Source organism: Actinomadura sp. NPDC047616 (assembly GCF_040642915.1).
In the GTDB taxonomy this organism is placed as follows: domain Bacteria; phylum Actinomycetota; class Actinomycetes; order Streptosporangiales; family Streptosporangiaceae; genus Spirillospora; species Spirillospora miaoliensis.
The window spans coordinates 42,534-55,703 of the sequence record NZ_JBEYTB010000018.1; the positions used below are offsets into that span (position 1 = coordinate 42,534).

A 13,170-nucleotide genomic window follows, 5' to 3' on the forward strand; every position below is an offset into this window, starting at 1 on the left:
ACCCCCCGCCCCTTGGGGACCGCAGGCAGGGGCGGTGGGACGTTCGAGCCGGTGACGTGCCGGGCAGGGCGCCTCGGACGGCGCTGGGGGCCCCGGCGGGACGTCAGCGGGCGGCACCGTCACGGTACGGACCCGGCAAAGGACAGAACGAGAGACGTCGGGGCCCAGCGGCGGGCGCAACGGGCTCTTGTGAACGGGCTCCCGTGCCGGCAGTCGGCGAACCACCGTGGCCGCTGGCGGCCGGACAGTGGGAGTGACGGAGGGGCAGCGATGACGCAAGTCGCCGACTATGTCCTGGCGCATGCCGGGCGCCGGGGGCGTGCTGTGGCGTGGTCCTGACCGTGTCGGCGTCGCCGCCTGGTTCCGGGGGGAAGCCTGCCGAGTTCTTCGGGGTCAGCCGCAGCGGCTGACCCGCCGAATTCCACGGTCCGAATTCCACAGGCGGAACCCGCCCGGGGATGCCGGCGGGGTGTCGGCGGGTGTCCGCATTTCGGTGGGAGGCATGGCATGCCTTTCGGCGGGTAGTGCCGACGCCAACAACGATCTCCGGACAAAAACCGCAGATCGGTCCGTCCGGGGACACAGATGGACGCCTCGATGAGGAGGAACGGGAGAACGTCATGAGCACCCCCTCAAAACCTGACAACAACACCGGCAAGGCCGGCAAAACCACCGGGAAGACCGCCGGGAAGACGGCGGGCAAGGCCGGGGCGGCGGCCGGCAAGGTCACCCGCGCCGCCCGTGACACCGCCGCCCGCACCGGCAAGACCGCGAGCAAGGCCACGGGGGAGACCGCCGGGAAGGCGACCGGCAAGGCGACGGGCACCGCACGCGAGCGCGCCGCCACCGCACGCGGCACCGCGCAGAAGACGGTGCAGGAGACCGCGCACAAGACCACGCAGACCGCGGCCGCGACGGCCGGGGCCGCCGCGGGAGCGGCGCGTCGTGCCGGCGGCCAGGTGGCCCGCACCACCGAACGCGCCGCGCACGGCGCGGCGGCGCTGCCCAGGCGGCTGGTCCAGGTCTTGTCGCTGCGGCGCCTGCTGCGCGCCGCGCCCGCCGTTGCGGGCGCCGTCGCGGCGATCCTGATCGGCCGCCGCGTGGCCCGCAGGCGCTGACCGCGGAAGTTGACCATGTGACGACCGGAACCCTATGCCCCGTTTAGCCCGGTAAGTACGGGTAGGTAGGGGCCTTGAACACAGCACCATTCCCCTTATCCCACGAGGAGTGGATGACATGACTGGGCCGATCGCCCAGCAGACTTCGGGCACCAACTACGTTCAGCGCGGCGGCTCCAGCGGCCTGGCCGACGTCGTCGACCTGATCCTGGAAAAGGGACTGGTCATCGACGTGTACGCGCGCGTGTCGCTGGTCGGCATCGAGATCCTCACCGTCGACGTGCGGATCGTCGTCGCCAGCGTCGACACCTACCTGCGGTTCGCCGAGGCGGTCAACCGCCTGGACATCGCCCACGACGGCACCGCCAAGGGCATCCCGCAGATGGTCGGCGACATGCAGCAGTCCGGCGCCAAGAGCAAGACCAAGGGGGCCCTGCAGGGCGCCCAGGAACGGCTCCGCGAAAGCCTCGGCGCCGCCGACAGCGAATCCGAAGGCGACAGCGAACGCGAACGTGAACCCGCCCGCCGCCGCACCTCCAGGAAGGAGGAGGAATGACCCGCCCCGACGTCGCCCCTGACACCCGTCCCGCCGGCCAGGACACACCCCTGTACGTCTACGGTGTCATCCGCAGCGACGCCGAACCGCCGCAGGGACTGCACGGCCTGGGCGACCAGCCGGTGACCCTGGTCGCCCACGGCGACTGCGCCGCGGTCGTCAGCCCCCTGCCGCAGGGCCGCCCGCTCGGCGAACGCGCCGACCTGCTGGCCCACCAGCGCGTACTGAGCGCCCTGGTCGACGCCGACCTGGCCGTGCTGCCGTTCCGGTTCGGCGCCGCCATGACCGGCCAGGACGCCGTCGCCAAAGAACTGCTGGCCGCCAACGCCGACCGCCTCGCCGGCGCCCTGGACCAGGTCGACGGCCGCCTGGAACTGCGGCTGAAGGGCACCTACGTGCAGGACACCGTGCTGCGCGAGGTCATGGCCGACGACCCCGAGGTCGCCGACCTGTCGCAACGCCTGCGCCAGGCCCCCGCCGACGCCGCCGACGCCCTCTACTACGACCGCGTCCGCCTCGGCGAACTGATCGCCCAGGCGCTGCAGCGCCGCCGCGAACACGACGCCCGCGTCCTGCTGGAACGGCTGGCACCCACCGCCCGCCAGGTCGCGCCCAAGACCCCGTCCCGCGACGAGGACGTCGTCGACGCGGCGTTCCTGATCGACCGCGACCGCCGCGGCGACTTCGAACAGGCCGTGGACGCCCTCGGCGCCGAACACGCCGACCGCATCCGCCTGCGGCTGATCGGACCGCTGCCGCCCTACGACTTCGTCCCGGGCGGCTGACACAGGGAAGACGACATGGGACTGATCACCGGACTGGCGACCCTGCCACTGGCGCCGGTACGCGGCGTGATCTGGATCGCCGAGGTCCTCACCGAACAGGCCGAGGCGCAGCTGTACGACCCGGCGCGCATCGCCGCCGAGATGCAGGAGATCGCCGACCTGCTGGCCGCGGGGGAGATCGACGAGGAGGAGGCCGCGGCGCGGGAAGAGGAACTGCTGGCCCGGCTGCCCCGCTCCGGTCCCGCCGCCGGAACCGGAGCCGGAGCGCCCGGCGATCCGGCGGCCGAACCCGCCCCGGCAGCCGAACCGGCAGCCGAACCGGCAGCCGGGCCGGCAGCCGGGCCGGCAGCCGGGCCGGCAGGCGGGCCGGCAGGCGGGGTGGCGGCCGGTCCGGCCGGTGATCCGGGGGGCGGCCCGGCGGCGCAGGGGGACCTGGACGACACCGGTCACCCCGGCGCGGACCGACGCCACGGCGAACCCGAACAACACGGTGAACACGGCGGGGGTGCGGCCGGCGTGCCGCGCGGCGAACCGTCCGGGGGGTGAGCGATGCCGCGTCAGCCGCCCGAAGCGTCCCCGGCCGCATCCCAGGCCGCGTCCCAGGCGGCGCGCCGCGCGGTCGGTCACGTCACCGGCATGACCGGCCGCGACGCCGAAGGAGTCGTCGGCGTCCAACGCCGCGACGACGGCGGCTGGCGCGTCACCGTGGAGGTGGTGGAGACCCACCGCATCCCCGACTCGGCCGACATCCTCGCCGTCTACGAGACCGACCTGGACGCCGACGGGGAACTGGTGGCCTTCCACCGCACCCGCCGCTACCCCCGCGGCCGCGTCGACCGCCCCTGACCGTCCCGCACCGAAGGGCCTGAACCGAAGGCCTGACCGGGAACAGGGGGCGGCCGCGGACCGCGCCCGGCGGGGTCCCGGCGGCGCCCGGCCGGGCGGCCGGGACCGCGTCGTGGACCACCGCCCGCAAAGCAGACGGAGGACGACCCGTTGAGTGAGATCTCCTACCCCGGCACCCGCGGGCCCGCCCGCCCGGCGGGGGAGCGGACCGGCGCCAACCTGGCCGACCTGCTGGAACGCATCCTCGACAAGGGCATCGTGATCGTCGGGGACATCCGGGTCAACCTGCTGGACATCGAGCTGCTCACCATCAAGCTGCGGCTGCTGGTCGCCTCGGTCGACCGCGCCAAGGAGATGGGCATCGACTGGTGGGAGCACGACCCGTCGCTGTCGTCGCGCGCCCGCGCCGAGGTCGAGGCCGCCGAGCAACGCGAGCGGCTGGAACACGACCGGCTCGCGGAGGAGAACCGCATGCTGCGCGAACGCCTGGCCGCCCTGGAGGCCGCCGCCGCACCCCCGCCCCGCCAGGTCGCCGACACACCCGCCGAAACGTCCGGTGAGGCGGGCCACGGTGAACAGGAGGAGGGGCGATGAACCACCACACCGGCCGACACGAACCCGGCGCCCCGCAGGAGGGCACCGCGCAGGAGAGCACCGCCGTCTACCTGTACGGCGTCGCACGCGGCCTGGACCCGGCCGTGCTGGGCGGCGTCACCGGCGTGTCGTCGGCCGCCGTCCGCGCCGTCCCCGCCGGTGACCTGACCGCCCTGGTCAGCACCGTGGAACTGGCCGACTTCGGCGAGGACGCCCTGCGCGACCACCTGGAGGACCTGGACTGGCTGGAGGCCACCGCCCGCGCCCACCACGAGGTCGTCGACCGCGCCGCGCAGGCCGCCCCCACCGCACCGGTCCGCATCGCCACCCTCTACCGCGACGACGACCGAGTCCGGCAGGTGCTGCAGGAACAACACACCCAGTTCACCCGCGTCCTGGACCTGATCAGCGGCCGCGCCGAATGGGGCGTGAAAATCTACGCCCACCCCGAGGCGTTCGAGCACGACGAACCCGAACCCGAACCCCAGCCGCAGGCCACCACCGGCGGCGGGGCCGGGACGGCGTACCTGCGGCGGCGCCAGGCGCAGCGCCGCAGCCGCCAGGACGCCTCCCGCCGCATCAACGACTACGCCCAGTCGGTCCACGAACGCCTCACCCAGCACGCCCGCGCCTCCCGCCGCCACCCACCACAGGACCAGCGGCTGTCGGGGCACGCCGGCGTGCCCGTGCTGAACATGGCCTACCTGCTCGACGACGAGCACACCAAGGAGTTCCTGGACACCGCCCGCCGCGCCGACGCCGAACTGACCGGCGTCGACGTCGAGGTCACCGGCCCCTGGCCGCCCTACTCCTTCATCGACACCACCGACACCGGCGCCGAGGGCGGGCGGCCCGGCCAGGGGGAGGCGCGATGACAGGCGTCGCCGTCGACACCGGGCCGTCCGGGCCGCCGCTGGAACGCGTCGCCCTGGTCGACCTGCTGGACCGGCTGCTGGCCGGCGGCGTCGTCCTCACCGGCGACCTGGTGATCTCCGTCGCCGAGGTCGACCTGGTCGAGGTGTCCCTGCGCGCCCTGATCACCACCGTCCGCGACGAGCTCACCCCGCCCGAGCTCGCCGCTCGGGAGGAGCAGCCGTGACCCGCCGCGAACCGGTCAGCGGGGACGTCCACGTCCACGACCCCGTCCCCGGCGACCTGTTCCCCGACACCACCCGCGACGACACCCCCGCCCGCACCGCCACCACCCGCCCCGAAACCGCGGGGCAGGCGGCACCGGTGCGGGCGAGGCCGATACGGTCCACACCGGCGTCCTCACGCGTGCGGCAACGCCTGGAAACCGACGCCGACCAGGTCGAACGCGACCTCGTCAAGCTCGTGCTCACCCTGGTGGAACTGATCCGCCAGCTCATGGAACGCCAGGCGCTGCGCCGCGTCGACTCCGGCGCCCTGGACGACGACCAGATCGAACGGCTCGGCCTGGCGCTCATGCGGCTGGAAGAGGCCATGGAGAAACTCAAGGACCACTTCGACCTTGAGGACGGCGACCTCAACCTCGACCTGGGCCCCCTGGGCCCACTCCTGCCCGAAGACTGACCCCGCCCGGAGAGACAACGCACGGGAGAGGCCACACGGGGGGAAGGAACGGGGCGGCCGCCCGGCCCTGGGTCACCGCCGCCGACGCCCCGACGTCCCAGACGACTTCGGCGACTTGGGCGTCTTCGACGCCTTGGACGACCTGCGGGACTTGGACGTCCCCGACGACCTGCCGGTGGACTTGCTGGTGGACCTGGAGGAGCTGGTGGACCGGGCGGGGGAGGAACCACCGACGGCGCCGCCGGTCGCTCGGCGCACCGCCTCGGCCAGCTCGCCCTTGCTCATCCTCGACCGGCCCTCGATCCCCAGATCCCGCGCCATCGCATACAGCTCCTGACGGCTCGTGGCGGCCACCGGCCTGACCGCACCGGCCCGCCCGCCGCGCCGCGAACCCCCACCCGAGCGCCGCGCGGACCCGCCCGAGGACGACCCACGTGACGACGACCCACGTGACGGCGCACGCCCGGCCCTGCGCGCACGGCCACCGGCCGGCGCACGCGTGTCCTCAGCGGCACCAAGACCGGCACCCGGCAGCAACCGGCCCACCCGGCCGGCCTGCTGCGCCACCAGCACCCACGCCACCTGATGCGGCCCCGCGTCACCACCGTGACGGCGCCGGGCCGACGCACGCGCCCGCGACCACATCTCACGCGCCAGCGCGGGCGTGCGCGACACCACCGACCGCGCCTCCCGCAGCCCCGGCAACCCCGCAATCCCGGGCATCACAGTCCGCCTCCTCACTGGGATCGGCTGACGCGCACCTACCCTGCGCACCGCCGTCCATGCCCCCACCCCCCGGGAGAACGGGGGCGTGCAGGGGTCAGGCGGACAGACGCTCGGCCTCCCACAAGTCCCGGTACGGGCCCGGCCGCGCCACCAGATCGTCGTGGCGGCCCCGCTGCACCACCCGGCCCCGGTCCAGCACCAGCACCTCGTCGGCGTCGCCCAGCGCCGCCAGCCGATGCGTCACCAACAGCAGCGTGCCCCCGCCCGGCCACGTCAGCAGGTCCCGGGTGACCGCGTCGGCGGTGACCGTGTCCAGCGCCTCGGCCGGCTCGTCCAGCACCAGCACCGGCGGATCGGCCAGCAACGCCCGAGCCAGCAGCAGCCGCTGCCGCTGCCCGCCCGACAACCCCCGGCCGCCCTCACCGACCACCGTGTCCCACCCGTCCGGCAGCTCCCGCACCACCTCCAGGAACCGGGCGCGCCGCGCCGCCGCCTCCAACTGGTGCCGCGAGGCGTCCGGACGCGCCAGCAGCAGGTTGGCGCGCACCGTCCCGGCGAACACGTGCGCGTCCTGCGTCAACCCCCGCACCGCCGCCCGCACGTCGTCCCCGGCGTAGGCGTTCAGGTCACGGCCCGCCAGCTGCACCGTCCCGGCCAGCGGCGTCACCGCACCGGCCACCGCCGCCAGCAGCGTGCTCTTGCCCGCCCCGCTGGCACCCACGATCGCCACCCGCCGGCCCCGCTCCACCCGCACGTCCACACCGTCCAACGCAACCCCGTCCAACGCCGCACGGCCCCCCACGCGCGACGCCGGGACACCGCGAGCACCCCCGGGACGCAAGCCGGGGGACGGCGCGTCAACAGGCTCATGAACAGGCTCGTGGGGGGTGACGTGGAGGGTGTCGAAGGCGACCGTCACGCCGAGCAGTTCCACGCTCAACGGCCCCGGCGGCACCGACGCCCCGGCACGGGACGCCGGTGGCGGGGGAGCGGCCAGCAACGCCGCCACCCGACGCGCCGACGCCAGCACGTCCCGCATCCGCTGCGCCGCGTCCGCCAGCGGCAGCACCGCCTCCACCGCCACCAGCGCCGTGAGCGCCACCACCGCCACCTGCACCTGGTCGGCGCCCGACCGCACCGCCTGCCAGGCCACCGCCGCCGCCGTCACCCCCTGCACCGCCAGCCCCGCCGCGCCCACCACACCCGCGACCCGCGAACCGGCGCGTTCGGCGCGCTCCAGCCGCCGCGCCGCCACCGCCGCCCGCGCACCGAACCTTCCGGCGGCGCCGAACACCGCCAGGTCCTCGGCGCCGTCCAGCACGTCCAGCGCGCACACCGCCAGCCGGCGCCGCTGCGCCGCCACCCGCGCCGCGGCGCGCGCACCCGCCGTCCACGCCGCCCACGGCAGCGCCACACCCGCCACCAGCAGACCCGCCACCAGCGGCACCACCGACGACGGCACCGCCACCGCGCACACCACCACGCCCGCCGCCCCGCACACCACCGCCGTCACCGCCGGGAGCACGCACCGCAACAGCAGGTCCTGCACCGCCTCCACATCCGACACCAGCCCGCTCAACGCCTCGCCGTCCCGCACCCCGCCCGTCCCACGGCCCCGTGCCGCGGCCGGGCCGCGCGCGGCCAGCGCGTCGAACACCCTGCCGCGCAGCTCCGCCAGCGCCCGCAACGCCACGTCATGACCGGCCAGCCGCTCCAGGTACCGCAGCACCCCCTTGCCCAGCGCGAACCCCCGCACCGCCACGATCGCCAGCGACAACGCCGCCATCGTCGGCTGCTGCGCCGCCCGCGCGATCAGCCACGCCGCGGCCGCGACCAGCCCCAGCCCGCACAGCTCCGCCGCCACCCCGGCCAGCACCGCCAGCAGCAGCCGCCCCGCATACGGCCGCACCACGCCCCACAGGCCGCGCAGGCCCCGCACGTCACCGCCCACGGCGCCCCCACCGGCGCCCGTCGCACCTGCCATCTGTGTCATGTCGGTCACCCCGGTCATGCCGCCGCCGAACCCCCCGCCGAACCCCCCGCTGAGGCGCCGGCTTGGGTGCCGGTCGGGGTGCCGTCGGACACCAGACGGCCGTCCACCAGCCGCACCACCCGGTCCGCCACCGCCAGCAACGCCGGACGATGCGCCACCACCACCGCCGACCGGCCCTCCAGCAGCCGCCGCGCCGCCTGCACCAGCAACCCCTCACTGCGCACGTCCAGCCGGGCCGTCGGCTCGTCCAGCAACATCACCGGCGCCCTCGTCACGAACGCCCGCGCGATCGCCAGCCGCTGCCGCTGCCCCGCCGACAACCCCGCGCCGCCCTCACCCAGCACCGTCGCGTACCCGTCCGGCAGGCCCTCGATGAACTCCTCGGCCGCCGCAGCCCGGGCCGCCGCCCGCACCCGCTCGTCACCGGCGTCCGGCACACCCAGCCGGATGTTGTCGGCCACCGACGCGGCGAACAGATGCGGCCGCTGCGGCACCCACCCCAGCCGCGCCCGCCACGCCGCCAGATCCATCTCGCCCAGCGGAACACCGTCCACCAGCACCCGCCCCGACTCCGGAGTCACCAGCCCCGCCAGCACCGCCAGCAGCGTCGACTTGCCCGCACCCGACGGCCCCGTCACCGCCAGCCGCTCACCCGGCGCCACCCGCAACGACACCCCCGCCAGCGCCGGACGGTCCGCCCCCGGACACCGCACCGTCACCTCCTCCAGCACGATCTCCGGCAGCCCCCCACCGGCGTCCCGGCGGGTCACGCCCCGGCCGCCACCCGCCACGACACCGGTGGGGGAGGCCAGCACACCGAACACCTCACCGGCCACCGCCACCCCCTCCGCACTGGCGTGAAACCGCGACCCCAACGCCCGCAACGGCGCATACACCTCCGGCGCCAGCAGCAGCACCAGCAGCCCCGTCGCCAAATCCAACCGGCCCCCCAGCAGCCGCAACCCCACCGGAACCGCCACCAACGCCACCGACAACGAACACACCAGCTCCACCACCAGCGACGACAAGAACGCCACCCGCAACGCCCCCACCGTCGCCCGCCGATGCTCCTCCGCCAGCCGCCGCACCACCACCGACTGGTGCCCCGTCCGCCCGAACGCCCGCAACGTCGACAACCCCGCCACCACGTCCCGGAAATGCCCGCCCAGCCGCCGCAACAACCCCCACTGCCGCCCCGTCCACTGCGCCGTGCGCACCCCCACCAACGCCCCGAACACCGGCACCAACGGCACCGTCACCGCCACCACCACCGCCGACACCCAATCAGCCGCCCCCAGCCGCGCCAGCACCACCGGCGGCACCACGCACGCCGCCACCAACTGCGGCACATACCCGGCGAAGAACGGATCGACCGCGTCCAAACCCCGCGTCAGCAACGTCACCCGCGCCCCACCCGACCCCACCCCGGGACGAGCCAGCACCGCCTCCCGCAACCGCGCCTTCACCCCCGCCGCCGCACGCCCCGCCACACCCGACGCCGCCCACGCCAGCACCGAACGCCCCGCCACCGCCGCCACCACAACGACCAGCAACCCCGCGTCCAACCCCGCCACCGCACCCGCCAACGCACCGGCCTGCACCACCACCAGCACCGCCTGCGCCACCGCCACCACGACCAGCACCACCAGCACCCGCCGCGGCAGCCACCCCACCAGACGACGCTCCACCGCCTTCACCCCGCCACCACCCTCACAGGTAGCCGGGGGACTCGGCCCGCCCCCGGAACGTCCACCACACCAGCGCCTGCGCCGCCAGCAGCAACGGCAACAACACCGCGCACATCACCGCCGTCACCCCCAACGCCTCCGGCGACGCCGCCACCTGCGACCACGGCAACCGCGCCCCCGCCGCCACCGGCACCACGACCAGCACCACCCCCGACACCCAGTACCGCCCCGGCACCCGCCGCGCCCGCTCCACCAGACCACCCGCCAGCCGCCACCGCGCGAACCCCGCCCCATGCGCCGCGAACACCAACGCCAACGGCAACCCCAGCACCGTCCCGGCGTTCACCCCGTCCTCCACATGACCCCCGCCGACCAGCACCGTGCCCAGCACCGCACCCCACACCAACGCCAGGACCCAACTGCCCGCCACCACCGCGCCGTCACACACCGCACGCCACCCCGCCGCGTCCACCCGGCCCCGCAACCACAACCCCATGTCCCGCACGATCCACCCGACCAGCAACGCCACGAACAACGGGAACAACCCGCTCAGCAGCGCATGCTCCAACCCGGGGAACGCGGCGGCCACCACACCCGCCGTCGCCACCAGCCACACCTCGTTGGCCAGAAAGAACGGGGCGAACGCGGCGATCACCAGCCGCCGTTCCCGCTCGCCGCGGCCCAGCACCGGCAGCAGCATCCCCATGCCGATGTCGGCCCCCGCCAGCACCAGATACCCCGCGGTGAACACCGCCAGGACCAGCACCGCCAGCGTCTGCATGTCGACTCCTCACCCCACCGGCCCGCGACCGGGGAAAGCACCGTCCGGAAAACCCTCGACCCGTCCCGCCCCGCCGGGGCTCACAACGACGGCGTCAACACCGGCCGATCCGGCTCCGGCGCCCCCGGCGCCCCCAGCCGCACCGCCTCCGGCCCGCGCCGCGCGTACCGCACCAGCAACCACAGATTCACCGCCACCAGCACGGCGAACACCACCGTGAACACCACGAACGACACCGCCACCGCACCCGCCGGCACATCCGACAACGCGTCCTCGGTCTTCAACACCCCGTACACCATCCACGGCTGCCGGCCCACCTCACGGAACACCCACCCCGAGATCATCGCCACGTAGGGCAGCGGCACCGCCGCCATCATCAGCACGTGGAACACCCGGCCCCGCTCCAGCCACCGCCCGAACGGCAACTTCACCAACGCCACGAACGCGATGAAGAACATCAGCGACCACGCCGACACCATCAACGTCTCACCCACCGACGCCAGCCCCGGCGGCGTGTAGTCACCCGGCCCGAACCGCGCCTGGAACTCCGCCACCTGCGCCGCCGCCTCCTGCGACGACGGATGCTTGGTCGGCTGCACGTACTGGAACTGCACCCCCCCGAACACCACCACCGGGAACACCGACACCACCACCGTCACCAGCCCGGTACGCATCGACCGGCGGAACAGATCCACCTCCGCCGTCCTGCGGAACAGGTGATAGCCGCTCACCGCCGCCATGAAGAACCCCGCCGTCAGCAACCCGCCGAACACCACATGCCCGAACGCCAGCAACGCCGTCGGATTCGCCAGCAACGCCCCCACGTCCGTGAGCCGCGCCACCCCGTCCACCATCTCGTAGCCCACAGGCCGCTGCAGGAACCCGTTGGCCACCAGAATGAAATACGCCGAGAAATACGCCGTGGCCGCGACCACCCAGATCAACGCGAGATGCACCCACCGGTTCAACCGGTCCCACCCGAAAATCCACAAACCCAGGAACGTCGACTCCACAAAGAACGCCACCACCGTCTCCATCGCCAGCGGCGCCCCGAACACCTCACCCACGACCCGCGACATCCCGCTCCAGTTCAACCCGAACTGGAACTCCATCACCAGCCCCGTGACGATCCCCACCGCATAATTGATCACATACAGCTGGCCCCAGAACCGCGTCATCCGCTCGGCCACCACACTGCCCGACAGCGTCGCCCGCGTCTGCGTCAACGCCACCAGCGTCGCCAGCCCCAACGTCAACGCCACGAACACGAAATGCGAACCCGCCGTCAACGCGAACTGCACCCGCGCCAGCAACAACGGATCGTCCACCCGGGACCCTCCCACCGCTCACCCGACCGATACGCCCCCGATCATCGAGCGCGCCGCCCACCCGGCGAAACCCGCCACAGCCGACAACCCACCTGCACCTTTCGCGCAGCCCCCCACCCCCGCGTACACCCACAGATGTACAAACCCCGCCCCGCCCTCCCCACCACGCACGACCCCACCCCCGACCCCACCCTGATCCCGCTCGGGAACAGACCCGCAAACCGCCCGCAGCCTCCCCGTGACGAGACCCGCACCAGGACCGGCCTCCGCCCGCCCCGCAGCATTAGCGCCACAACACCCCGCGCCACCATCCGCGAGCCGCCCCCACCACCCATGCCGACAGCACGGCGGCCCAGAAACGGCACGCCCCGACCCCAACGTCCGCAGAACACCGGTGAAAACCACCGACGGGACCGTTCGGCGTCAACTCGGTGAGGGAACCGGGGAGGGACGGTAGGGGAGTGGGCGGTAGCGGCGGAAGACCTCCGCACCCGACATCTCGTCCCGGGCACGAAGGCCTTCCGCTCGCACTGTGACAGCGCCCCGTGAAGCCGAGGCGCCCCCCGGAAAACGGCCGACAGCCGGTACCCCGGCTACAGCCGTCGACCGCCCCGGCCACACAACATCACCGCGCCGAACCAGCGGACGCACACCCGGCCATGACGACCGGCAACCGGCCCGGACGGCCGGTGGCTGCCGAGGCCTGGCGCAGCGTCGCCGTCCCGAGCCCCCGCCTGGAGGTTGGCAGCAACCCGCGCCCGGGATGAGTGCGGACTGTCTCGATTACGTCACATTCTGTGGCGGGCTTCTTCGTGTGGAAACCCTTGGCGCTTCGACCGCGTCAAGATCACCAGGTGAAGTGCACTGATCGTTGGCGTTCCTCCCGCGTCCCGGCGGGGCGGCGGGGGAGTGGCGGGTGGTGATCGCCGCCATGAGGGTGGAGGAGACCGCATGTTCTGCCGCCGCACGCGTCCACCATGATCACCGGAAGAGGTGGACGTCTGGTCGCGGCCGCAGGGTGAGTGCTGCGCGCCCGGGGGAGAGAGACATGCCGGCGCCGGGTGCCGCCGGGCCGATGACTACTGCCTCGCACTATCCGGAGAGCTGGCAGACCCGCACTGGAACGAACCTAGAAGGGCACGTGACGCGGACCGGCCCGGATTACGCCTTCTCGGGCGTCGCCGGTCTGTTGAACTCGACA

14 protein-coding genes are annotated in these 13,170 nt (G+C 73.9%); 9 read left to right on the top strand and 5 right to left on the bottom strand.

The window, feature by feature from the left end:
• Positions 1 to 620 precede the first annotated feature (620 nt).
• The 9 genes from ABZ801_RS33735 to ABZ801_RS33775 all read left to right on the top strand — a co-directional run bounded on the left by ABZ801_RS33735 (position 621) and on the right by ABZ801_RS33775 (position 5,453).
• Complete coding sequence (locus ABZ801_RS33735; RefSeq protein WP_360705799.1) at positions 621 to 1,118, top strand: hypothetical protein; 498 nt, start codon at positions 621 to 623, stop codon at positions 1,116 to 1,118.
• Between the two features lie 118 nt (positions 1,119 to 1,236).
• Entirely contained in the window at positions 1,237 to 1,674 is a 438-nt protein-coding gene (gene gvpJ / locus ABZ801_RS33740) for a gas vesicle protein GvpJ (RefSeq protein ID WP_344942533.1), read from the top strand.
• Positions 1,671 to 2,459, top strand: a complete 789-nt coding sequence (locus ABZ801_RS33745) for a GvpL/GvpF family gas vesicle protein (protein ID WP_360705803.1) — start codon at positions 1,671 to 1,673, stop codon at positions 2,457 to 2,459. Before gvpJ ends, ABZ801_RS33745 begins: the two co-directional genes overlap by 4 nt.
• Before the next feature lie 15 nt (positions 2,460 to 2,474).
• The gene (locus ABZ801_RS33750) at positions 2,475 to 3,005 is read left to right on the top strand and encodes a gas vesicle protein GvpG (protein ID WP_360705806.1); all 531 of its coding nucleotides are present in this window, start codon (positions 2,475 to 2,477) and stop codon (positions 3,003 to 3,005) included.
• Between the two features lie 3 nt (positions 3,006 to 3,008).
• Positions 3,009 to 3,305, top strand: a complete 297-nt coding sequence (gvpO, locus tag ABZ801_RS33755; RefSeq protein ID WP_360705808.1) for a gas vesicle protein GvpO — start codon at positions 3,009 to 3,011, stop codon at positions 3,303 to 3,305.
• A gap of 159 nt (positions 3,306 to 3,464) precedes the next feature.
• Positions 3,465 to 3,899: a gas vesicle protein gene (locus ABZ801_RS33760; protein WP_360706196.1), complete on the top strand. Its 435-nt coding sequence runs from the start codon at positions 3,465 to 3,467 to the stop codon at positions 3,897 to 3,899.
• Positions 3,896 to 4,774: a GvpL/GvpF family gas vesicle protein gene (locus ABZ801_RS33765; RefSeq protein WP_360705810.1), complete on the top strand. Its 879-nt coding sequence runs from the start codon at positions 3,896 to 3,898 to the stop codon at positions 4,772 to 4,774. Before ABZ801_RS33760 ends, ABZ801_RS33765 begins: the two co-directional genes overlap by 4 nt.
• Positions 4,771 to 4,998 carry a gas vesicle protein gene (locus ABZ801_RS33770; protein WP_344942548.1) on the top strand — a complete coding sequence of 76 codons (228 nt, stop codon included), beginning with the start codon at positions 4,771 to 4,773 and terminating at the stop codon, positions 4,996 to 4,998. Before ABZ801_RS33765 ends, ABZ801_RS33770 begins: the two co-directional genes overlap by 4 nt.
• Complete coding sequence (locus ABZ801_RS33775) at positions 4,995 to 5,453, top strand: gas vesicle protein K (protein ID WP_360705813.1); 459 nt, start codon at positions 4,995 to 4,997, stop codon at positions 5,451 to 5,453. Before ABZ801_RS33770 ends, ABZ801_RS33775 begins: the two co-directional genes overlap by 4 nt.
• 72 nt (positions 5,454 to 5,525) lie before the next feature.
• On the opposite strand, the gene ABZ801_RS33780 is transcribed toward ABZ801_RS33775, so the two are convergent.
• From ABZ801_RS33780 to ABZ801_RS33800, 5 genes are all read right to left on the bottom strand, one after another.
• Positions 5,526 to 6,176 carry a Rho termination factor N-terminal domain-containing protein gene (locus ABZ801_RS33780; protein ID WP_360705816.1) on the bottom strand — a complete coding sequence of 217 codons (651 nt, stop codon included), beginning with the start codon at positions 6,174 to 6,176 and terminating at the stop codon, positions 5,526 to 5,528.
• A gap of 97 nt (positions 6,177 to 6,273) precedes the next feature.
• Positions 6,274 to 8,172: a thiol reductant ABC exporter subunit CydC gene (gene cydC, locus ABZ801_RS33785; RefSeq protein ID WP_360705819.1), complete on the bottom strand. Its 1,899-nt coding sequence runs from the start codon at positions 8,170 to 8,172 to the stop codon at positions 6,274 to 6,276.
• 14 nt (positions 8,173 to 8,186) lie between these two features.
• Positions 8,187 to 9,860, bottom strand: a complete 1,674-nt coding sequence (gene cydD, locus ABZ801_RS33790) for a thiol reductant ABC exporter subunit CydD (protein ID WP_360705822.1) — start codon at positions 9,858 to 9,860, stop codon at positions 8,187 to 8,189.
• A gap of 22 nt (positions 9,861 to 9,882) precedes the next feature.
• On the bottom strand, positions 9,883 to 10,641 hold the full coding sequence (locus ABZ801_RS33795) for a cytochrome d ubiquinol oxidase subunit II (protein ID WP_360705825.1): 759 nt from the start codon (positions 10,639 to 10,641) through the stop codon (positions 9,883 to 9,885).
• Between the two features lie 80 nt (positions 10,642 to 10,721).
• Positions 10,722 to 11,969, bottom strand: coding sequence for a cytochrome ubiquinol oxidase subunit I (locus tag ABZ801_RS33800; RefSeq protein ID WP_360705828.1), 1,248 nt, complete (start codon positions 11,967 to 11,969; stop codon positions 10,722 to 10,724).
• Between the last annotated feature and the right edge of the window lie 1,201 nt (positions 11,970 to 13,170).

Bases quoted from the DNA above. Each gene is read 5' to 3' on its own strand.
- ABZ801_RS33745 (WP_360705803.1), top strand. From the start codon at position 1,671: ATGACCCGCCCCGACGTCGCCCCTGACACCCGTCCCGCCGGCCAGGAC.
- ABZ801_RS33780 (WP_360705816.1), bottom strand. From the start codon at position 6,176: ATGCCCGGGATTGCGGGGTTGCCGGGGCTGCGGGAGGCGCGGTCGGTG.
- ABZ801_RS33795 (WP_360705825.1), bottom strand. From the start codon at position 10,641: ATGCAGACGCTGGCGGTGCTGGTCCTGGCGGTGTTCACCGCGGGGTAT.
- ABZ801_RS33770 (WP_344942548.1), top strand. From the start codon at position 4,771: ATGACAGGCGTCGCCGTCGACACCGGGCCGTCCGGGCCGCCGCTGGAA.
- gvpO (WP_360705808.1), top strand. From the start codon at position 3,009: ATGCCGCGTCAGCCGCCCGAAGCGTCCCCGGCCGCATCCCAGGCCGCG.
- ABZ801_RS33750 (WP_360705806.1), top strand. From the start codon at position 2,475: ATGGGACTGATCACCGGACTGGCGACCCTGCCACTGGCGCCGGTACGC.
- gvpJ (WP_344942533.1), top strand. From the start codon at position 1,237: ATGACTGGGCCGATCGCCCAGCAGACTTCGGGCACCAACTACGTTCAG.
- cydC (WP_360705819.1), bottom strand. From the start codon at position 8,172: ATGACACAGATGGCAGGTGCGACGGGCGCCGGTGGGGGCGCCGTGGGC.
- ABZ801_RS33735 (WP_360705799.1), top strand. From the start codon at position 621: ATGAGCACCCCCTCAAAACCTGACAACAACACCGGCAAGGCCGGCAAA.
- ABZ801_RS33765 (WP_360705810.1), top strand. From the start codon at position 3,896: ATGAACCACCACACCGGCCGACACGAACCCGGCGCCCCGCAGGAGGGC.